Origin of the sequence: Poseidonocella sp. HB161398 (assembly GCF_005870025.1) — a bacterium.
GTDB lineage: Bacteria > Pseudomonadota > Alphaproteobacteria > Rhodobacterales > Rhodobacteraceae > Mangrovicoccus.
Map to the genome: position 1 here is coordinate 1 of NZ_VATA01000091.1, position 19315 is coordinate 19315.

Annotated in this window: 20 protein-coding genes; 11 read left to right on the forward strand and 9 right to left on the reverse strand. The window is 64.5% G+C overall.

The window, feature by feature from the left end; genetic code table 11:
* Positions 1-620: 620 nt before the first annotated feature.
* Together FGX59_RS32985 and FGX59_RS32990 are read right to left on the reverse strand one after the other, a co-directional pair.
* On the reverse strand, positions 621-1655 hold the full coding sequence (locus FGX59_RS32985; RefSeq protein ID WP_138472440.1) for a serine/threonine-protein kinase: 1035 nt from the start codon (positions 1653-1655) through the stop codon (positions 621-623).
* The gene (locus tag FGX59_RS32990) at positions 1648-2103 is read right to left on the reverse strand and encodes a hypothetical protein (RefSeq protein ID WP_138472443.1); all 456 of its coding nucleotides are present in this window, start codon (positions 2101-2103) and stop codon (positions 1648-1650) included. The genes FGX59_RS32985 and FGX59_RS32990 overlap by 8 nt, the downstream gene beginning before the upstream one ends.
* 831 nt (positions 2104-2934) lie before the next feature.
* On the opposite strand from FGX59_RS32990, the gene FGX59_RS32995 reads away from it, so the two are divergent.
* A complete protein-coding gene (locus FGX59_RS32995) occupies positions 2935-3144 on the forward strand; it encodes a hypothetical protein (RefSeq protein ID WP_138472445.1) in 210 nt (69 codons plus the stop codon).
* A 60-nt stretch (positions 3145-3204) separates the two neighbouring features.
* Here FGX59_RS32995 and FGX59_RS33000 read toward each other — a convergent pair whose 3' ends face one another.
* Positions 3205-4107: a LysR family transcriptional regulator gene (locus FGX59_RS33000; RefSeq protein ID WP_138472449.1), complete on the reverse strand. Its 903-nt coding sequence runs from the start codon at positions 4105-4107 to the stop codon at positions 3205-3207.
* A 164-nt stretch (positions 4108-4271) separates the two neighbouring features.
* Here FGX59_RS33000 and FGX59_RS33005 point away from each other — a divergent pair, with 164 nt between their 5' ends.
* Genes FGX59_RS33005 through FGX59_RS33025 form a run of 5 tightly spaced genes read left to right on the forward strand, consistent with a single transcriptional unit; the run spans position 4272 to position 9022 of the window.
* Complete coding sequence (locus tag FGX59_RS33005; protein WP_138472452.1) at positions 4272-5183, forward strand: VOC family protein; 912 nt, start codon at positions 4272-4274, stop codon at positions 5181-5183.
* Position 5184: 1 nt separating this feature from the next.
* Positions 5185-5760, forward strand: coding sequence for an alpha/beta hydrolase (locus FGX59_RS33010; RefSeq protein ID WP_138472455.1), 576 nt, complete (start codon positions 5185-5187; stop codon positions 5758-5760).
* A 43-nt stretch (positions 5761-5803) separates the two neighbouring features.
* A complete protein-coding gene (locus tag FGX59_RS33015; protein ID WP_171060947.1) occupies positions 5804-6472 on the forward strand; it encodes a pirin-like bicupin family protein in 669 nt (222 codons plus the stop codon).
* Between the two features lie 11 nt (positions 6473-6483).
* Positions 6484-8070: an MFS transporter gene (locus FGX59_RS33020; RefSeq protein WP_138472460.1), complete on the forward strand. Its 1587-nt coding sequence runs from the start codon at positions 6484-6486 to the stop codon at positions 8068-8070.
* Positions 8071-8074: 4 nt separating this feature from the next.
* On the forward strand, positions 8075-9022 hold the full coding sequence (locus tag FGX59_RS33025) for a pirin family protein (protein WP_138472462.1): 948 nt from the start codon (positions 8075-8077) through the stop codon (positions 9020-9022).
* Positions 9023-9025: 3 nt separating this feature from the next.
* Here FGX59_RS33025 and FGX59_RS33030 read toward each other — a convergent pair whose 3' ends face one another.
* The 3 genes from FGX59_RS33030 to FGX59_RS33040 form a co-directional block, all read right to left on the reverse strand.
* Positions 9026-9904, reverse strand: a complete 879-nt coding sequence (locus FGX59_RS33030; protein WP_138472464.1) for an AraC family transcriptional regulator — start codon at positions 9902-9904, stop codon at positions 9026-9028.
* Positions 9905-10236: 332 nt separating this feature from the next.
* Positions 10237-12102 carry an amidohydrolase gene (locus FGX59_RS33035; RefSeq protein ID WP_138472466.1) on the reverse strand — a complete coding sequence of 622 codons (1866 nt, stop codon included), beginning with the start codon at positions 12100-12102 and terminating at the stop codon, positions 10237-10239.
* A complete protein-coding gene (locus FGX59_RS33040) occupies positions 12102-12365 on the reverse strand; it encodes a DUF1427 family protein (RefSeq protein ID WP_138472468.1) in 264 nt (87 codons plus the stop codon). The genes FGX59_RS33035 and FGX59_RS33040 overlap by 1 nt, the downstream gene beginning before the upstream one ends.
* Before the next feature lie 323 nt (positions 12366-12688).
* Here FGX59_RS33040 and FGX59_RS33045 point away from each other — a divergent pair, with 323 nt between their 5' ends.
* On the forward strand, positions 12689-13378 hold the full coding sequence (locus FGX59_RS33045; protein ID WP_138472470.1) for a hydrolase: 690 nt from the start codon (positions 12689-12691) through the stop codon (positions 13376-13378).
* Positions 13379-13515: 137 nt separating this feature from the next.
* The gene (locus tag FGX59_RS33050; RefSeq protein WP_206078502.1) at positions 13516-14352 is read left to right on the forward strand and encodes an alpha/beta fold hydrolase; all 837 of its coding nucleotides are present in this window, start codon (positions 13516-13518) and stop codon (positions 14350-14352) included.
* Positions 14353-14380: 28 nt separating this feature from the next.
* Here the strand turns inward: FGX59_RS33050 and FGX59_RS33055 are convergent, their stop codons facing one another.
* Positions 14381-15277 carry a LysR family transcriptional regulator gene (locus tag FGX59_RS33055; protein WP_138472473.1) on the reverse strand — a complete coding sequence of 299 codons (897 nt, stop codon included), beginning with the start codon at positions 15275-15277 and terminating at the stop codon, positions 14381-14383.
* A 103-nt stretch (positions 15278-15380) separates the two neighbouring features.
* Here FGX59_RS33055 and FGX59_RS33060 point away from each other — a divergent pair, with 103 nt between their 5' ends.
* Together FGX59_RS33060 and FGX59_RS33065 are read left to right on the forward strand one after the other, a co-directional pair.
* A complete protein-coding gene (locus tag FGX59_RS33060; protein ID WP_206078503.1) occupies positions 15381-15839 on the forward strand; it encodes an MFS transporter in 459 nt (152 codons plus the stop codon).
* A gap of 10 nt (positions 15840-15849) precedes the next feature.
* Positions 15850-16674 carry an aldo/keto reductase gene (locus FGX59_RS33065; protein ID WP_138472475.1) on the forward strand — a complete coding sequence of 275 codons (825 nt, stop codon included), beginning with the start codon at positions 15850-15852 and terminating at the stop codon, positions 16672-16674.
* A gap of 46 nt (positions 16675-16720) precedes the next feature.
* Here the strand turns inward: FGX59_RS33065 and FGX59_RS33070 are convergent, their stop codons facing one another.
* The gene (locus FGX59_RS33070; protein WP_138472477.1) at positions 16721-17023 is read right to left on the reverse strand and encodes a GNAT family N-acetyltransferase; all 303 of its coding nucleotides are present in this window, start codon (positions 17021-17023) and stop codon (positions 16721-16723) included.
* 259 nt (positions 17024-17282) lie between these two features.
* Here FGX59_RS33070 and FGX59_RS33075 point away from each other — a divergent pair, with 259 nt between their 5' ends.
* On the forward strand, positions 17283-18758 hold the full coding sequence (locus FGX59_RS33075) for an IS1182 family transposase (protein ID WP_138472478.1): 1476 nt from the start codon (positions 17283-17285) through the stop codon (positions 18756-18758).
* Between the two features lie 394 nt (positions 18759-19152).
* Here the strand turns inward: FGX59_RS33075 and FGX59_RS33080 are convergent, their stop codons facing one another.
* The gene (locus FGX59_RS33080; protein ID WP_370296440.1) at positions 19153-19308 is read right to left on the reverse strand and encodes a thioredoxin family protein; all 156 of its coding nucleotides are present in this window, start codon (positions 19306-19308) and stop codon (positions 19153-19155) included.
* Positions 19309-19315 lie beyond the last annotated feature (7 nt).

The following is a 19315-nucleotide window of genomic DNA, read 5'->3' on the forward strand; positions in this document are numbered from 1 at the left end:
AAATGGCACCTTTCCGACCGATCAACCCTTTGATTTTCCAAGATCAGCCCGCGCGGGCGGGCCAGATTCCGGCTTCCAACTGTCGAAGTCCGGGGGCCCAGGAGCTCAAATTGCGAAATAACCTTAGCGCATGCCATAAGGCATGCTCTTAGACGGGCGTCACAGACCTCGGAAGACGGCCCTCACCGCAGGGATACCGAGCAGTGCACCCGAGGAAGCTCCAGAGGTCTGACAGACCGGCTTGGCTGGCATCCAGGACCTGCTTGAAGGGGGCGCCCCAGGGCCGACCTTCGCGCCTGGAGAAGCGGATGGCCGGTCCCAGCACATTAAGGATTAACGGATCGAAGGTCGGAATATAGCCCAGATGAGTATGGCATATAGGCCGCGCATGCGGAAAGCATGCCGACTTCGTTTTCCGGACGTCAATTCTTGAAGAAAAAAATTTTAGCGCTTTGAAGGTGTGGAATTTGAACGTAAATCGATATAGAGTTCATTAGAAACCCTACCATCGACAAACTCGGAAAAGGCTTTTTCCTTCTGAGCGTCCGAAATAACCTTATGACTTTTGGGGGCCGCAGTTTCGCGACGCCTGTAGGTCTTAGGGTTATTTTTAACCACTTTCATCCTTCGCTCTTCAATACTCTTCTTATTACAGCTGTTGTCATGGACGCCTTACAGTGCGCTTTTTTTCTGCGAGTGGCGCCATTCTTCGTAGTGGTAAACTCTGTCGAGCCATCGCCTGCTATTCGGAAACGTTTTTCCGTTTCACCCTCGTGGCGAACCCAAGACCGTCCGCCTGCTTCTACCACATAGGTCCAGTCCAAGCAGTCTTCAACGTCAGCCAAAGCGTTCGCGACCTCAAGCGCGGAGCGGTAGCGGTCGTCGGGATCCGTGGACAAGCATGTCACAACAACCCTTCGTAGTCTATCCGGAATGTGTTCAGGAAAGCTTGACTTGTCTGGGTAGGTCCCGTCTCTGAGCGCTTGGGCAAGATGTAGAAGAAAGTTGTTGGGATCCAGCTGCCCAAGCTGATTGCGTAGGCTACCTTCGCCGCAACACATACGGTAAAGAACCAAGCCAAATTGATAGATGTCAAATCTTAAATCGTAAGGTCCGCCACCGTTCACAACCTCGGGGGCTGTGATGGGCAAATAGAGTCGGCTTTGCTCTGCTTGCCCCAAGTGCATTTGTTTAGCCAGTCCGAAATCAGACAGCAACGCCTCGCCTCTGGCGGAAAGTAAAACATTATCTGGCTTGATGTCGAAGTGGATAAGGCCTTTGGAGTGTATATTATGAATGCCAGACAGGAGCTGGCAGGAGGTTCTGACAATCTCACGGACCGTGAGATTCCGTTCCTGCATCAAATATTTTAGAGACCCATTTTTGAAATACGGCAATGCAATGAAAACGTGCTCTGCATCTTCGCAGGCATATATGACAGGGACCACATTTTGATGACTGGAAGCGTAAAGAGTTCGAGCCTCTTGGAAATATTCTTCTGGGGATGCTATACTTTTCTTCTCGATGCGCTTCATGACTATTTGCGCGTCAAGTTGTAAATCTTGAACTATGTAAGCCGTAGAGTTTCGCCCCTCTTGGCCAATCTCCGCTATAGTCTCAAATTTGACTTCAGCAACATTGTGAGGTTTAAGCATTTTCAGCACCCATCGCACAGAGAACCGCTTCTCTCTGCTCTTTTTTCAATTCCAACCAGTTTTCCACCGCCGGGATCTTGTCTCCGTCAATCATTGGCTTGAAATCTTTTCTTTCCATTTTCAAGCGCGCGCTGATTGATGACACATGGCCAATGTAGTATGATTTAAGCGAACTGCTCGCGAAAGCTTCGAGAATAACGCCTTCAACTTGAATTCTGGTTATATTGGCAGACTGCGCATTGGGTTCTGTTGTTCTAACACCAGCTGCTTGAACATTGTATTCACGCAGTATGTCGAGAAGATTGCTTCTGACATATTTCAGTGCGTCCGGAGCAGCGAAAGCTGTCGGGATTTTTATCTCATCGACCGTGATGATACTTTGATCTTCAGCGTCATAAATGGCGAAAATTACTTTCTTGGGAGTGGCCCGAATACCTATTGCAAACAATGTGATGCCCCAACATTCTAAACATTCAACCGCATATCAACCTTTAGAACCCCGATTGTAAACCGCCTATGGGGTTTTCCTCCTAACCTTGCGCGATTTGCGCGCTACAGCCGTTCGTCCAAGATGCAGCGAACGACCGCTGTCCAACCTTCTCGACCAATGCTGCAAGGCGCACGAGCGCTCGAAGTGGGGCTCCTCTCCGGCCTTGCGGCGGCGCGGAAGCCCGGCTTGGGTGTCGATGGTTCACCAGGAATCACCATACTGGGCCGAGGGCCGGAACCAGCCGGTCGCCCACATCACCCCGTGCGCCTCATGCCAGCCCTTTCCTGCCGCTCGCGATGGTGCCGGGCCAGAGAGGCCAGCTGCGACCGGCCAAGGGAAGCGGACTTGCGGCGGCGCGGCGGAGCCCAAGCAGTGAAATCGCAAAAGCGGCCGGTCCCGACGAAGAGGATGATGCTCGCACCGTCGCGGCCGGGCTCCCCAAGTCCCGCCGTTCATCTTCCTCTGCCGTACTGGGGAAGAGCGCAGTTTCCGGCCGGTGGCGAACAGGTGTTGCCAAGCCATGGCGCGCGCCTCCGTTCCCCAGACCGGTCATTCAGAATCCAGCGCCGCCGCGCTGCGGCTTCCCTTGCAGCGGTCACTCGGCCCGGCCTGCAGCATTCCCGGCTCGCTGGCCGACGGAGGTGCGCACCTTTCAGTCGTTCGACAGCGGGAGGCCAAATCACCGTAGGAATCGGAAGCGGCCGTTCGGGCATCCCGCGGCGAATGCATACTTTGAACCCCAAACTACCGTATGCCGCTAGCGCAGCATTTCGCGGGTGCAGAAGGGTCATGCCATCGACGAAGGCCCAGAGCGGACCTTCGCGCGAGGCGCTGCCAAAGACCGAGAAGATCGCGCGTCTGGCCAGCAACCTTTCCGCTTCCGAGTTCATCCTGAACGGGGAGGAGATCGCCCGGAGCGACGCGCTGGCGGGCTCGGATGGACGCATCGTGTCGCCGGAAGGGGTGGTGCCGGACTGGGACCGAATGGCCCTCCTTTGATGGCGTCCGATCCGACAACTCCGGGTCGGACAGGTCCAGCAGTGCCTGGAGATAGAGGGATCAGAAGCCCTCGGCCCCCGTCATGCTGGTGACCACATGTTCCGAGAACAGGCTCAACCGCGCCGGGATGCGTTCCAGCGGGGGGTAATACAGCGTCAGCCACAGTTGCGGGGGACACCAGTCCGGCAAGAGTTGCACCAGGCTGCCGCTCGCCAGATCCGCCTCAACGATATATCGGGGCAGCAGGGCGATCCCTTCGCCGCAGCGCACAAGTTCGGACATCAGGCCCGCGTTGTTGGCCGCCAGCACGCCGCCCGCGCGGTGCCGGTAGGTCTCGCCGCTGCCGGTCTCCAGCTCCCACGTCTCGCTGCGGCCCTGTGCGTCATGCGCGATGCAGACATGGCCTGCCAGATCGCGAGCATGGTCCGGCTGGCCATGGGCCTTCAGATAGGTGGGAGAGGCCACCAGCACCCTGTCGATCCGGCAGATCTTGCGCCAGATGCTGGACACGTCCCGCGGGGCCTGGCTGATCCGGATCGCCATGTCGAAACTGTCGTCCACGCTGGCCACGAAACTGTCGCTCAGCACGATCGAGAAGTTCACCTGCGGGTGCAGGATCCGGAACTGCGCGATGATCCCGGGCAGCGTCTGCGTCCCGAAGGCCAGCGGCGCGTTGAGCCGGATCAGGCCGGCCGTATCCCCGTGACGCTCGCGCAATGTCTCGGTCGCGCGGCCAAGGCTCTGCAGCAGCGGGTCGACCTCGGCGGCATAATCGGCGCCTGCCGGTGTCAGGGACACCCGGCGCGTGGTGCGGATGAAGAGCTGCAGGCCCAGCCGATCCTCCAGCGCGGCGATGGAGCGTGTGACCGACGGCGGCGGCAGGCCAAGCGCGCGCGCCGCGCCGACAAAGCTCTGCTCCTCGGCCACGGCCAGGAAGACCCGCAGTTCCTCGATCTCGCCCACAGCGTCCGCTCCTGTCCCGATCGTTCAATACCCGCCGACGGGGATCGGCAGAATAGACGCATCATTACCTGTGTTGGGTGCAATAGTGAATAACAAATTATGCGTATTCAGTGAAATGATGTCAGGCCGCATATTCCGGTGAAAGCGAAACAAGGAGAGAGACAATGTCCCTTCCGATCAACGGTCTGCACCACGTCACCTCGCTGGCCTCCGATGCCCGCGTGAACAATGCATTCTTCACCGATACGCTCGGCCTGCGCCGGGTGAAGAAGACGGTGAACTTCGACGCGCCCGATACCTATCACCTGTATTACGGCGATGCCGCCGGCACCCCCGGCAGCGTGATGACCTATTTCCCCTTCGCCAACATGATGCCCGGCCGTGCCGGGGTGGGCGAAGTGGGCGAGACGGTCTTTGCCGTGCCCGAGGGGAGCCTGGACTACTGGGCCGACCGCCTTGGCAGCACCGACAAGGTCACCCGCTTCGGTGAAACGCACCTGCGCTTTGCCGGGCCCGACGGCGACCGCTTCTCGCTGGTCGAAAGCGCGGATGAGCGGCAAGGCTGGACCGGACCGGTCGGCGCGGATGAAGCGATCCGCGGCTTCAAGGGCGCCTCGCTCAAGTTGCGCGATGGCGGGGCCACGGGTGAGCTCTTGCGCTTCATGGGCTACGAGGCCGAGGCGACTGAAGGCGCGACCACCCGCTACCGGGTGCCTGACGGCAACGGCGCCGATATCGTCGATATCGAGGTCCTGCCGGGGGCGCCGCTGGCACGGCAAGGCAGCGGCTCTGTCCACCACATCGCTTTTTCGGTCCCCGACCGGGCCGCGCAGGACGTGGTGCGCAAGGCCATCGCCGAAACCGGCTACCAGATCACGCCGCCGATCGACCGCGATTACTTCTGGGCGGTCTACTTCCGCACGCCCGGCGGGGTGCTGTTCGAGGTGGCGACGGCCGAGCCCGGTTTCGACCGTGACGAGGCGCCGGACCATCTGGGCGAGGCGCTGAAGTTGCCGAGCCAGCACGAACGCTACCGTGCGGCAATCGAGGCCCACCTTGACCCGATCGGGGCCTGACATGCAGGCGCTGATCACCAGGGGCAGCCCGCTGATCTTTGCCTTTCACGGCACGGGCGGCGATGAACACCAGTTTGCCGGGCTGACGGCCCAGCTCTGGCCCGGGGCGGGCCTCGTCTCGCCCCGCGGCACGGTCAGCGAGCATGGCGCGAACCGCTTCTTCCGCCGCAAGGCGGAAGGTGTCTACGACATGGCGGACCTGGCGCAGCGGACGGAGGAGATGATCGCCTTTGTGCGCGACCATCAGGTCCCCGGCGTGCCGAGCTATGCCTACGGCTATTCCAACGGGGCGAACATCCTGGCCGCGATGAGCTTTCGCGCGCCGGAGCTCTTCGACCGGCTGGCGCTGCTGCATCCGCTGATCCCCTTCACGCCTCCGGCCCAGCCGGGACTGGCGGGGCAGCGGGTGCTGATCACCGGCGGTCGACGCGATCCCATCGCGCCGCTGGCCGCGACCGAGGCGCTGGCGGCCTACTACCGCAATCAGGGGGCCAATGTGTCGACCACCCTGCACGGCGGCGGGCACGAGCTGCGCCCCGAGGAAATCACGGCCCTTCAGACGGCTTTTTCCGCCTGAAGGGGACATCCCCCAACGCCTGACACCCAAGGAGGGCAGAGCCATGAACATGATTCACGAGAACATGACCCGCGGGCTGACCCGCAAGGGCTGGGCCGAGGCGCGCCATACCTTTTCCTTCGGCACCTTCCTCGATCCGACGCGCATGGGATTTGCCCGGCTGCGCGTGCTGAACGAGGACTGGATCGTCCCCGGCGCGGGCTTTGCGCCGCATGATCACGCCGACATGGACATCCTGACGCTGGTCCTGTCGGGCCGCATCCGCCACGAGGACAGCCTGGGCAACCGGGCCGAGATCACCCCCGGCGAGGTCCAGCTGATGCGCGCGGGCCACGGCATCTCCCATTCCGAGGTCAATGCCTCGGACAAGGAGACCGCGCATGTGCTGCAGATCTGGCTGATCCCGGACCGGCGTGGCGGTGTGCCGGGCTACCAGTCCACGCCGCTGACCCCCGGCCTGCTGGCGGGGCCGGACGGGCCGCTGATGCTCGGGTCCGACAGCACGCTGCGCTACCTGCGCCCCATCGAGGGCGAGGAAACCGCGATCGAGGTGGCCCCCGGACGGGCCGTCTTTGTCCAGATCCTCGACGGTTTCGCAGTGATCGACGGCGAGCGCGTGACCGCCGGCGACGGGCTGCAAATCACCACGACCCCGCCCGCCCTGCACTGGCAGAGCGACGGGGCCGCCCTGATCTTTGACATGCCTGCCTGAAGGAGGCCCCCATGACCACCCCCACCCCCCAGGGCGCAAGCGCCTGGAGCCCGTTCCGCCAGAAGGCCTATCTCGTTCTCTGGGGCGCGACGGTGGTCTCGAACATCGGGACATGGATGAACGACGTGGGCGCCGGTTGGCTGATGACCGACCTGGCGCCCTCGCCCCAGATCGTGGCAGCCGTGCAGGCGGCGACCACGCTGCCGGTGTTCCTGTTTGCCGTGCTGGCGGGCGCGGTGGCCGACATCGTCGACCGGCGCCGCCTGCTGCTGGTCGTGAACCTGATGCTGTCGGCCGTCGCCATGGTGCTGGCGCTGGTCGTGCAGGCCCAGGCGATGACGCCGGTGCTGCTGCTGATCTTCACCTTCCTGCTGGGGTCCGGCGCGGCCTTCATCGCGCCCGCCTGGCAGGCCATTGTGCCCAAGCTGGTCCCGCGTGAGGATCTGACTGCCGCCGTGGCGCTGAACTCGATGGGCATCAACATCAGCCGGGCCATCGGCCCTGCCGTGGCAGGGATGCTGATCGCGGCCTTCGGGCTGGTCTGGCCCTTTGCGCTGAACGCCGTGTCGACACTGGTCGTCATCGCCGCGCTGATCTGGTGGAAGCCCGCGAAAGAACCCGCCCGAAGCCTGCCGCCCGAACATGTTTTCGGCGCGATGGTGGCCGGGCTGCGCTTTGCCATCTTCACCGGCGGGCTGCGCCTGGTGCTGCTGCGCGCGGCCGGGTTCTTCCTCTTTGCCTCGGCCTTCTGGTCGATGCTGCCGCTCTTTGCCCGTGAAAGCCTGGGCGGCGGCGCGGGGCTTTACGGCGCGCTGCTGGCCTCTGTCGGGGTCGGCGCGGTGGGCGGGGCGCTGGTCCTGCCGCGTGTCCGTGGCCAGCTGGGGCCGGACCGCACCGTCCAGCTGGGCACTGCGGGCATGGCGCTGTCGCTGGGTCTGGCCGCGCTGGTGCCTGCCGTGCCCTCGGGTCTTCTGGCCGGTCTGCTGACCGGGGCCGCCTGGATCGCCGTGCTGTCCAGCCTGAATGTCGCCGCGCAGGCCGTCCTGCCCGACTGGGTCCGGGCACGTGGTCTGGCCCTGTTCCTGACCGTCTTTTCCGGCGCCATGGCGCTTGGCAGTCTGGGCTGGGGCACCGTTGCCGCGCAGGCCTCCATCGGGACCGCGCAACTGGCGGCGGCCATCGGTCTGCTGCTGGCGATCCCGCTGACCGCCTGGGCGCGGCTGTCGGGGTTGACCGGCGACCAGAGCCCGGCCAACCATTGGCCCGAAACCGGGATCGCCCTGCCTGAGCACGAAGACGGCCCCGCGACGATCTGGATTGCCTATGATGTGCCGCCCGCCAACCGCGATGCTTTCCTCACCCTGATGCCGCAGCAGCGCCGCAGCCGGCGCGCCCATGGTGGCTATGGCTGGGTCCTGCGCGAGGATGCGAGCGCGCCGGGGCGCCTGGTCGAAAGCTGGCACGAAGCCTCGTGGCTGTCCCACATGCGCCACCATGCCCATGTCACTCAGGCCGAGGCCGCGATGCAGGCGCAGATCCGCGCGCTTCTGACGACCCCGCCCGAAATCCATCACCTCATCACCCCGACGAAAGGCTGACCCCATGAGCTGGAACCCCACCCAGGCCCCCGACTGCCCCGATGCCCTGCCCGAAAGCCTCGATGCGATCGAGACGCTGATCATCCCGCGCACCCGCGACCTTGGCGGGTTCGAGGTCCGCCGCGCGCTGCCCGCGCCGAAACGGCAGATGGTCGGGCCCTTCATCTTCTTCGACCAGATGGGCCCGGCCGAATTCCTCACGGGGGGCGGCATCGACGTGCGCCCGCATCCCCATATTGGCCTCGCTACCGTGACCTACCTCTACAAGGGCGAATTCCATCACCGCGACAGCACTGGGGCCGACCAGATGGTCTACCCGGGCGAGGTGAACTGGATGATCGCCGGGGAAGGCGTGACCCACTCCGAGCGCACCAGCGAGGAGATGCGCACCAAGCCCGGCGCACTGTTCGGCATTCAGACCTGGGTCGCCCTGCCGGAAGAGGCCGAGGATCGCGGTGCGTCCTTCGAACATCACGGCAAGGAGGCGCTGCCCTTCCTCGACGAGGGAGGCAAGCAGGTGCGGCTGATCCTGGGCGAGGCCTGGGGCGAGCGGTCTCCGGTCAAGACCTTTACCGAGACCTTCTATGCAGACGTGGTTCTGGCGGCGGGGGCAAAGCTGCCGCTGCCCGACGGGCAGGAAGATCGCGGACTCTATGTCACGCAAGGCTCGATCACCGTGGCGGGCGAGACCTTCCCCGAGGGCCGGATGATGGTCTTCCGCCCCGGCGACCGCATCAGCGTCACGGCGGGCGCGCAGGGCGCGCGGCTGATGGTGCTGGGGGGCGCTACGATGAACGGGCCGCGCTACATCAGCTGGAACTTCGTCGCCTCCTCGCAAGAGCGGATCGAGGCAGCGAAGGAGGCGTGGAAGCAGGGCGATTTCACCCATGGCCGGTTCCACCTGCCGCCGGGCGACACGTCCGAATTCACGCCGCTGCCCGACGGGCTGTAAGGCTCACGCGGCCTTGCGCCAGCGCCCGGGGCTGATGCCCTGGGCGCGCTTGAACATGCGGGTGAAATGGCTCTGGTCCGAGAAACCGCAGGACAGGGCGATATCCACCAGTGGCAGATCCGTCAGGCGCAGCAGCAGGCGGGTCTGTTCCAGCCGTTCGGAGAGCAGCCACTGATAGGGCGAGGTGCCGGTGGTTTCGCGGAAGCAGCGGAAGAAGGTGTTGCGCGTCAGGTCAAGAGCATTGGCGACATCGTCGAGATGCAGACCCTCGAACTCCACTGACATCAGCATCTCCTTGGCGCGCGCAACCTGTGTCGGCGAGAGCCTCGTGCGCGCCCGGGGACGGCGCACCATCGCGTGGTTGGCCTCCAGATGCAACATGAGCCGCGCGCCCAGCTCGTCGGTCTCCAGCGGGTCGTGCAGATGCGGTGCCGCCAGCCAGTCCAGCATCCCCTCGGCCATCCTCCCCAGCACTGGATCGATCGCGTCGTTGGTCGGGCGCAGCCGCAGGCTGGCGTCGAGCGGCAGTTCGATCAGCAGGAAGTCCAAGGCGCCCTCGGCGGTGGCGGCATAGTCGACGTTGAACTCGCGGATGTACAGCGAATGGCGATCGAAGACTCGATCGAGTCGGCGCGCGCCCTCGCGAATCCGCCGCCGGTGGCCCGGCAGCAGCGACATGCCCAGGATCATGCCGCGCTCCTGCGCCGGGGTGCCGATCTTGGAGCGCATGATCCCGCCGACGGCTTTGCGCATCACTGTCAGCTCGCCCGCGCGAGCTGAGTGGTTATAGCGCAGCATCTTGAGCGAAAAGCCGAGGTTGTCCCTCGATGCTTTCAACTCTCTCTCAATGCTAGCGATCGCATCCGACGCAATGTAACTCATAGCCCCACCCGACGTTCTTCAGGTGCCACCACGATCTCCTTCCTCATTTCAGCCCGTCCCGGCGACGGTCAACACCCTGTTCTTAATTGGCAAGAGCGCTCCGGAGAAGTAAGACGCGGCTGCTGGGATTGCCAATTTAGCACTTCAGACAAATTGCAGAATTCGGGGTGCCGCGGCCGCCGTCAATCATCGTGTCACCTATCTCGGAAGCCGACCTGCACCCGCGCTGCTCTTGGTCAATGACGCTACGAAGCGCGACGACTGCGCGGAGACATTTGCACGGGAATTTCGATCCCGAGGACCGAACAGCCGACAACCCTGGCAGCACTCGCTCAGACCGCCCAGCAGGCGCAGCCGAGCGCGCCCCAGAAGCCCTTCAGATCCGACACCGGCAGGCCCGCGCCCCAAGCCTGCGCATGGTCATGACCATGCACACCGCAGGCAGAGGCGCAACCGCAACTGCGCGCGACATGCGGGGGCAAGGCCGTTTGGGCCTGTCCCCAGCCACCATAGCCGCCGAATTGCCGCACCGGCGACCAGTCCGGCATCGCAGGCGGGATGTTCGTCTCGTCCAGGTCCGCGTAGTCGCCCTTGGCGAAGACCACACGCCCGCCGACCATGGTCATGTCGCTAGTGATGTCGGGGATGTCCGCCTCGGGGCAGGCAAAGAAGTCGCGGTCGGGCAAGAACGCATCGGCCAGATACCCGGGTGCGATCCGCCCGCGCCGCCCCTCGTCATTGCTGAACCAGGCGACCTTTTCGGTCCACATCCTGAGCGCGATTTCGCGGTCGAGGCAGTCGCGTTCCGGCGTGACGCGCAGCCCACCTACGGTGCGCCCGGTGATCAGCCAGGACAGGCCGACCCATGGGTTGTAGGAGGCGACGCGGGTCGCATCCGTCCCGGCAGAGGTCTTCACCCCCATCTCGAGCATCCGGGCCACCGGCGGCGTCGCCTCGGCCGCGCGGGGGCCGTAGCGTTCGACGAAGAACTCGCCCTGATAGGCCATGCGGTGCTGCACCGCGACACCGCCGCCAAGCGCGGCAATCCGGTCGATCGAGCGTTCCGAGATCGTCTCGGCATGGTCGAAGAACCAGTTGATGCCGTCGAGCGGGATGTCGCGATTGACCTTCTCGAAGACATCGAGCGCGCGGGAGATCGTCTCGTCATAGGTCGCGTGCATCCGCCAGGGCCAGCGGTTCTCGGCCAGGATGCGGACCACGCCTTCCAGCTCGTCCTCCATGCCGGGATCGAGATCGGGGCGCGGTTCGCGGAAGTCCTCGAAATCGGCGGCGGAGAAGACCAGCATCTCGCCCGCGCCATTGTGGCGGAAGTAGTCGTCGCCCTGCCGGTAGGTGACGGATTTCGTCCAGCGCAGGAAGTCCTCCTTCTCCTCCTTCGGCTTCTGGGTGAAGAGGTTGTAGGCCAGCCGCACCGTCAGCAGGTCATCATCGGCCAGCTTCTGGATGACCTCGTAATCCTCGGGGTAGTTCTGCATGCCGCCACCCGCGTCGATGACGCCGGTCACGCCCAGGCGGTTCAACTCGCGCATGAAATGACGGGTCGAATTCATCTGGTATTCGGCAGGTAGCTTGGGCCCGCGTGCCAGCGTTGCGTAAAGGATACCTGCGTTGGGTTTCGCCAGCAGCAGGCCTGTCGGGTTGCCCTTGGCATCGCGCTGGATCTCTCCGCCCGGCGGGTTCGGCGTGTTCTTGTCATAGCCCACAGCGCGGAGGGCCGCGCCGTTGAGCAGGGCGCGGTCATAGAGGTGCAGCAGGAAGACCGGCGTGTCCGGGGCAATCGCGTTGATCTCCTCCAGCGTCGGCAGGCGCTTTTCATCGAACTGGTGCTCGGTAAACCCGCCGACCACGCGGACCCATTGCGGCGGCGGCGTGACCTCGACCTGGCAGCGCAGCATGGCCATGGCGTCCGACAGCGAGCGTACGCCGTCCCACCGCAGTTCCATGTTGTAGTTCAGCCCGCCGCGCACGACGTGGGTGTGGTTGTCGATCAGGCCCGGCAGCAGGCGCCGCTTGCCCAGCCCCATCAGCCGCGTGCCGGGACCGGCCAGCGCCAGGATCTCTTCGTCCGTGCCGACCGCCGTGAACCGGCCATCGTGGATGGCAGCCGCCTGGGCCACCGGCATCGAGGGGTCCAGCGTCGAAATCGTCGCGTTGTGCAGGATCAGCGAGGGATGCATCAGGTCTTCTTTCCTTCGGTCGCGTCGCCTTGCGGGGGGCGGATGTGTGCGCTTGGCATTTCGCCAAACAGATGGTGATGGGCGCTTTCGATCCCGCGGCTGCCGACCAGCCAGCGATAGACCGGGACGGCCTGCTCCCCGATCAGGATGCCCAGCAGGCCGATCAGAGCGACGACGGGCGGTGCAGGCGAGCGGACATGCAGCAGGCTGTAGATCACACCGACCAGCAGGCCCGTGCCAAGTGAAATTAGGTAGATCTTCATCCGCTGTCTCCGAAAATCGGCGTGGGGAGGACACGCCGTCCCCATACTGCCAGTCCGGCGCGCGCCGATATTGAAGGTTCGTCCCATGGACATCTGTGCCATCGCGCTGCCGCCGGGGCCGGCTGATCCCGGTCGATCCTTCAATATCGCCACCCTCAAATCAGCGATGCTGGGCCCCGGTTGTGATCGCCTTCTCCCCATGGCGCGGGCCAATCATTACCTAAAATGGAATTATGAAGTGAATATTGTTGCGATTATCATCCGTTCGATGCCGCGGCATAGTCGGCTGACAGACATCATCCCCGACCAGAGGAACCAAGACAATGACCGGCAAACTCGATCTCCTGACCCCCTCCAACAGCCAGATCATCTTTATCGATCACCAGCCACAGATGGCCTTTGGCGTGCAGTCCATCGACCGCCAGGTGCTGAAGAACAACACCGTCGCCCTGGCCAAGGCGGCCAAGGTTTTCGACATTCCCGCGACGCTCACCACCGTCGAGACCGACAGCTTCTCGGGCAAGACCTATCCCGAGCTGCTGGACGTCTTCCCCGAGGCGCCGCTGCTGGAACGTACCTCCATGAACTCCTGGGATGACCAGAAGGTGCGCGATGCGCTGGCCGCTGCCGCAGCCCAGGGGCGCAAGAAGATCGTCGTCTCGGGCCTGTGGACCGAGGTCTGCAACACGTCCTTCGCGCTCTCCTCCATGGCGGACACGGATTACGAGATCTACATGGTTTCGGACGCCTCCGGCGGTACCAGCAAGGAAGCCCATGACATGGCGATGATGCGCATGGTGCAGGCGGGCGTCATCCCCGTCACCTGGCAGCAGATCATGCTGGAATGGCAGCGCGACTGGGCCAAGCGCGACACCTACAACGCCGTCATGGATATCGTGCGCGAACATTCGGGCGCCTACGGCATGGGCGTCGATTACGCCTACACGATGGTGCATGGCGCGTCGCATCGCAGCGCACATACCGGCGAAACCCTCGCCCCGGTTCCGGCCTGACCCGGATGCCGGACGTCTCCGCCCAGCCGAACCGCCGCGACGTGTTGATCGCGGCGGCCGGTGCAATCTCCCTCGCAACCCTTTCTCCGTCTTCCCAGGCCCAGGCGGCCGAGATTGACCAAACAGGACCCATGACCATGAGCTTTGTGACCACTTCCGACGGCGTCGACATTTTCTACAAGGACTGGGGGCCGAAGGACGCCCAGCCCATCGTCTTCCACCACGGCTGGCCGCTCTCTTCCGACGACTGGGACGCGCAGATGCTGTTCTTCGTCTCCAAGGGCTACCGCGTGATCGCCCATGACCGGCGCGGCCACGGCCGTTCTTCGCAGGTATCGGATGGCCACGATATGGAGCACTATGCCGCCGATGCCTTCGCCGTGGCCGAGGCGCTGGACCTGCGCAATGCCGTGCACATCGGCCATTCGACGGGGGGCGGCGAGGTCGCGCGCTATGTCGCCAAATTCGGCCAGCCCGCCGGACGCGTCGCCAAGGCCGTGCTCGTCTCGGCGGTGCCGCCCTTGATGGTGAAGACCGAGGCCAATCCCGAGGGCCTGCCGATCGAGGTCTTCGACGGCTTTCGCGCGGCGCTGGCCGCCAACCGCGCGCAATTCTTCCGCGACGTACCAGCGGGCCCCTTCTACGGCTTCAACCGCGAGGGCACCGAAGTGCATGAGGGCGTGATCCAGAACTGGTGGCGGCAAGGGATGATGGGCTCTGCCAAGGCGCATTACGAGGGGATCAAGGCCTTTTCGGAAACCGACCAGACCGAGGATCTGAAGGCGATAATCGTGCCCACGCTGGTACTGCATGGCGAGGATGACCAGATCGTGCCGATCGCCGATGCGGCGCTGAAGTCGATCGAGCTGCTGCCCAACGGCACGCTGAAGACCTATCCCCGCTTCTCGCACGGAATGCTCACAGTGAATGCCGATGTGCTGAACGCCGACCTGCTTGGCTTCATCGCAAGCTGAAAAGGACTACCTCACCGGCCTCGGCGCGTCACCCCGCGTCGCGGCCGAACGCTTCGGACAGGAAATCGACGAAGGCCCGGATACGGCTCGCCAGATGCGGGTGGCCTGCGAAGACCGCGTGGATCTCCTCCGGCTCGGGCGGCTGCCAGTCGGCCAGCACCTCGACCAGCCGGCCCTGCGCGAGATCCTCGGCCACCACGACGTCACCAGTCCACATAAGGCCGGTCCCTGCGAGGCAGACGTGCCGCAGGATCGTTCCGTCGCTGGCCGAGAACGGCCCGCAGACCCGCTGCAGCACGCGCGCCCCCGTTGCCGGATCACGGAACGGCCAGTCGTCGGGGCGGAAATTGTAGCGCAGGCAGTCGTGACCGATCAGATCCCCCGGCACAACCGGCACCCCGCGCCGCGCGAGGTAATCGGGCGCGCCGACCACAACCCGCCGCATCCGGGCCACCCGCCGCGCCTTCAGAGCGGAATCGCGCAATGTACCGGAGCGGATCGCCAGATCGACCCGTTCCTGCCAGAGGTCGATCACCCCGTCGGTCAGCGTCAGGTCCAGATCGATTCCCGAATGCGCCTCAAGAAACCGCGGCACCAGCGGCAGCACCGCCTGCGCGCCGAACCCCACCGTCGCGCTTACCCGCAAGGGACCGCGCGGGGTCGCGCCCTGCGCCATCCGCGCCTCCATCTCGGCCAGTCGGTCGAGGATCTCGCGCGCCTCTGCCAGATAGGCCTCGCCCTCGGGCGTGGGCACCAGCGCGCGGGTCGAGCGCACCAAGAGCCTCGCCTGCAGCCGGTCCTCGAGCCGCGAGACCACCCGGCTCACCGCCGAGGGCGTCATCCCCAACGCGCGCCCTGCGGCCGAGAAGCTGCCCTCGCTGACCGCGCGCACGAAGGTCTCCATCTCGCCGAAACGGTTGTCCATACGCCACCTTTGATTTTGCGGAACAGTAGATAGTCCGATTGAAGAGATTATCCGCGCGACGCCGCAAGGGCAAATCGGTCGGGACAGAAACAGGAGCCCTCCCATGCCCCCCGCCCTGATAGCCTTAACGATCGCGGCCTATGCGACCGGCACTACGGAAGAATTCCTCATCGTGGGCCTTCTGCCCACCGTCGCCACCGAGCTCGGGATCGCCCTGCTGCTCGCCGGGCTGATCGTCAGCGTCTATGCGTTCGGCGCGCCGAAGGTGACCGCGCTGACCGGCCGGATGCCGCGCAAGGCGCTGCTACTGGGCCAGATGGCGCTGTTCATCGCCGTCAATGTGCTGGCAGCGCTCGCGCTCTCCTACCCGGTGTTGCTGGCGGGCCGGGTGCTGTCGGTCTTCACCTTCAACCTCGGGCTCGCGGTCGGTGGCTGGGTCGGCGGGCTCGTCGTCAGCCCGCTCAGCCTCGGCACCACGCCGCTCGTTGGCGCGGCCCTTGTCGCACTGGCCTTCCTCGCCACCCTGCGCCGCGCTCGACCGGCCGCGCCGCTTTCCGCTTGAAAGGATGGCCATGCAAACCATAACCACCAACGGCGCAGAAATCCCCGCGCTCGGCTTCGGCACCTTCCGCATGGACGCTCGCGAGGTGGCGGCCGTCCTGCCCCAAGCCCTACGTCGCGGGTTTCGACATGTCGACACTGCGCAAATCCACTGTAACGAAGAGGCAGTCGGTGCCGCCATCGCCGCCTCGGGCGTCCCTCGCGACGAGATCTTCCTGACCACCAAGATCTGGGTCGACAAGGTCTCGCCCGAGGACTTCCTGCCCTCGGTCCACGACAGCCTGCGCAAGCTGGGTACCGACCATGTCGATCTTCTCCTGTTGCACTGGCCGGATGGCAGCGACATCCCGCGCGAGGTGCAGATCGGCGAACTGAACGACGTGCGCGACGCAGGCCTCACGCGCCACATCGGAATCAGCAATTACAGCGCCGCGCAGATGCGCGAGGCCGCGGGCTTGAGCGGGGCGCCGCTGGTCACCAACCAGGTCGAGTATCACCCTTGGCTCTCGCAAGCTCCGGTGCTGGCGGCTGCGAGCGACCTCGGGATGGCGCTGACCGGATATTACGCGATGGCCGACGGGCGTGCGCCGACGGATCCGGTGCTGGCGCGCATCGGCACGCGCCATGGCAAGTCCGCGGCGCAGGTGGCGCTCCGCTGGCAGATTCAGCACGGCATCATCGTCCTGTCGAAGACCGCGCGGATCGAGCGGCTTGCTGAAAACCTCGCGATATTCGACTTCACCCTCTCACCCGAGGAAATGACCGAGATCCACGGCTTGGCCGCGCCGAACGGGCGTATTGTCGATCCCGAAGGACTGGCGCCCGCTTGGGACTGACGAAGCGCGCCGGTGGCGGGCACCCGCCCGCCACCGGCGCGCGGGTTTACTTCTGGATGACGTCGGCCCAGTCGGGGTGGCGCAGTGCCTGCGAACGCACAAAGGGGCAGAGCGGAACGATCCGCTGCCCCTTCGCCCGAGCCTCGGCGACCAGCCGGTCCGCCAGCGCTACCGCGACGCCCTGACCGCGCATGCTGGCCGGCACATGAGTATGGTCCGCGATGATGAGAACGTCCGAGACCTTCGAGATCGTCAGCTCGCCCTCGCCCTGGAGACCGTCGATGCGCGCGACATAGCGCCCCTTCGTCTCGCCATCCTCGTATGTGATGTGGATCGTCTTGTCGGCCACTGGTCACCTCCTGATTGCGGCACCGGGCAAAGATCGCTCAGGCATAGAACCGCTGAGAGGGAGACTGGTCGGGCAAGGCGGAGCAGTCTTGAAGGTTTGTCCCAAGGGGACATGATGTCAGGGCGACTGATCGCATCGTATCAACTGGCGGGGTTTGCTGCGCCCCGCACGAGCGGCAGATTTATGCGCAGGCTGTGTGAAAACACGCCCGATATCACGCTGACTCTGCTATACTTTCCGCAAAACGGGGAGGCAGGGCATGGCGGGTTTCGTCGAAGGAGCGGGGCGGCAGCAGGCGATGCTCTTTCCGGAAACGCTGGACGACTATGTCGGAGAGGCCAATCCGGTCCGGGTGGTCGATGCCTTCGTGGAGATGCTCGATCTGGCCGCCCTCGGCTTCAGGACAGCAGCGAAGGAGACCGGCCGCCCGGGATATCATCCCGGGCTGATGCTGCGCATCTACGTCTATGGCTATCTCAACCGCATCCAGTCCTCACGTCGGCTCGAAACCGAATGCGGCCGGAACCTGGAACTGATCTGGCTCACCTCCAGACTGCAGCCGGACTTCAAGACCATCGCGAATTTCCGGAAGGAGAACGGCCCGGCGATCCGAAAGGTCTGCAGGCAGTTCGTCCTGTTCTGCCGCGACATGAGCCTGCTCGACGCCGACACGGTCGCCGTAGACGGCAGCCGGTTCAAGGCCGTGAATGCCAAATCGAAGAGCTTCACGCTGGAAAAGCTTCGGCGCAAGACGAAGGACATCGACGCCGGCATTGCCCGTTACATGGCCGAGTTGGTCCGCGCTGACGCCGCCGAGGCGGAAGGCGGCCAGCCCTTGCCGAAGGGGCGGCTGGAACGGCTGGCGCGCAAGCTGAGCTTCCTGGTCCGCGAGGCCGAGGAGACCCGCGCGATGCAGGCGCGCATGGAAGCCTCGGGCGAGACCCAGGTGTCGCTGACCGACCCGGATGCCCGGTCGATGACGACGACGGCGCGGCATCCGCGGGTGATCGGGTATAATGTTCAGAGCGTTGTCGATGCGGAGCATCACCTGATCGTCGCCCATGAGGTGACAATGCAGGGCTTCGACCGGGGCGCTCTGTCCGGCATGGCCATCGCGGCGCAGGAGGTCATGACCACGGACGATCTCCACGCCGTAGCGGACAAGGGATACTACAGCAGCGAACAGCTTCTGGCCTGCGAGCGGGCCGGGATCACCGCGACCGTGCCGAAGCCGAATACATCGGGCGCCGGCGCGCGCGGGCAATACGACAGGGCCGACTTCGTCTACGATGCCGAAAGCGATACCTATGCCTGCCCAGCGGGCAAGGCGCTGACATATCGCTATGCCCGCGCGGAAGACGGGCTGCAGATGCGCCGCTACTGGACCAATGCCTGTCCGGGCTGCCCGCTGAAATCCATGTGTACGACGGGGACCGAGCGGCGGATGCGCCGCTGGGAACACGAGGACGTGCTGGAGCGGGTCCAGCAGCGGATTGCCGACGACCCCCTGATCATGCGGATTAGGCGGCAGACGGTCGAGCATCCGTTCGGCACGATCAAGGCCTGGATGGGCGCCACGCATTTCACGATGAAGCGCCTGAAGAACGTGGCAACGGAAATGGCGCTGCACGTCCTCGCCTACAACATGAAGCGGGTGATGAAGATCCTCGGGGTTCCGGCCATGCTGGCGGCGCTGCAAGCCAGCACCGCCCCCGCGAGACCCGCTGCCTGGTGAGACGGGAAACCGGCCAAAGCTGTTCTGGCACGCCGCGATATGTCGGCACAACACGAGTTTTCACACAGCCTGTGCGCTGAACCGCCGGACAGGGCTGTCCCGGAGAGGGGCAGGAAAGCGGGAGCGAACTCCTGTCGCTTCGGCTCGCCACGGCGGCCACCCGCCGCGAGCGGCAGCTCTTGTGCTTTCACCCCTTCAGTTCCGCCGCGGCGCCGCAAGTCCGCTCCTCGTGGTCGACCTCGCCAGGTGCTCCGAACTCGGTGCCGCCTCCATTGGCAGGAAAGGGGCTGCCAAGGGGCGTACGGGCGGCTGGGGATGACCGGCAGGTTCCGCCTCTCAGCCGGGTATGGTGACATCCGATGAACCATCGGCGCCAGCGCCGTGGTACGCAAGCTCAGACGCTTTTCACCCAGCTCACGATATCTGCACTTCGTTGGGCGCCCGACTGGCGGCGGCATTCCTTGCCTCTGGCGAAGGCGACCATTGTCGGGATACCCCGGATGCCGTATTTTGCTCCAGCGGCCTGATGCTCTTGGGTATTCAGCTTCACCAGTCGC

Coding starts and splice junctions, on each gene's coding strand:
- FGX59_RS33060 (WP_206078503.1), top strand. CDS start 15,381: ATGCCCCCCGCCCTGATAGCCTTAACGATCGCGGCCTATGCGACCGGC.
- FGX59_RS33035 (WP_138472466.1), bottom strand. CDS start 12,102: ATGCATCCCTCGCTGATCCTGCACAACGCGACGATTTCGACGCTGGAC.
- FGX59_RS32995 (WP_138472445.1), top strand. CDS start 2,935: ATGCCATCGACGAAGGCCCAGAGCGGACCTTCGCGCGAGGCGCTGCCA.
- FGX59_RS33010 (WP_138472455.1), top strand. CDS start 5,185: ATGCAGGCGCTGATCACCAGGGGCAGCCCGCTGATCTTTGCCTTTCAC.
- FGX59_RS33065 (WP_138472475.1), top strand. CDS start 15,850: ATGCAAACCATAACCACCAACGGCGCAGAAATCCCCGCGCTCGGCTTC.
- FGX59_RS33025 (WP_138472462.1), top strand. CDS start 8,075: ATGAGCTGGAACCCCACCCAGGCCCCCGACTGCCCCGATGCCCTGCCC.
- FGX59_RS33075 (WP_138472478.1), top strand. CDS start 17,283: ATGGCGGGTTTCGTCGAAGGAGCGGGGCGGCAGCAGGCGATGCTCTTT.
- FGX59_RS33055 (WP_138472473.1), bottom strand. CDS start 15,277: ATGGACAACCGTTTCGGCGAGATGGAGACCTTCGTGCGCGCGGTCAGC.
- FGX59_RS33045 (WP_138472470.1), top strand. CDS start 12,689: ATGACCGGCAAACTCGATCTCCTGACCCCCTCCAACAGCCAGATCATC.
- FGX59_RS33015 (WP_171060947.1), top strand. CDS start 5,804: ATGAACATGATTCACGAGAACATGACCCGCGGGCTGACCCGCAAGGGC.
- FGX59_RS33020 (WP_138472460.1), top strand. CDS start 6,484: ATGACCACCCCCACCCCCCAGGGCGCAAGCGCCTGGAGCCCGTTCCGC.
- FGX59_RS33005 (WP_138472452.1), top strand. CDS start 4,272: ATGTCCCTTCCGATCAACGGTCTGCACCACGTCACCTCGCTGGCCTCC.
- FGX59_RS32985 (WP_138472440.1), bottom strand. CDS start 1,655: ATGCTTAAACCTCACAATGTTGCTGAAGTCAAATTTGAGACTATAGCG.
- FGX59_RS33030 (WP_138472464.1), bottom strand. CDS start 9,904: ATGAGTTACATTGCGTCGGATGCGATCGCTAGCATTGAGAGAGAGTTG.
- FGX59_RS33050 (WP_206078502.1), top strand. CDS start 13,516: ATGAGCTTTGTGACCACTTCCGACGGCGTCGACATTTTCTACAAGGAC.
- FGX59_RS33040 (WP_138472468.1), bottom strand. CDS start 12,365: ATGAAGATCTACCTAATTTCACTTGGCACGGGCCTGCTGGTCGGTGTG.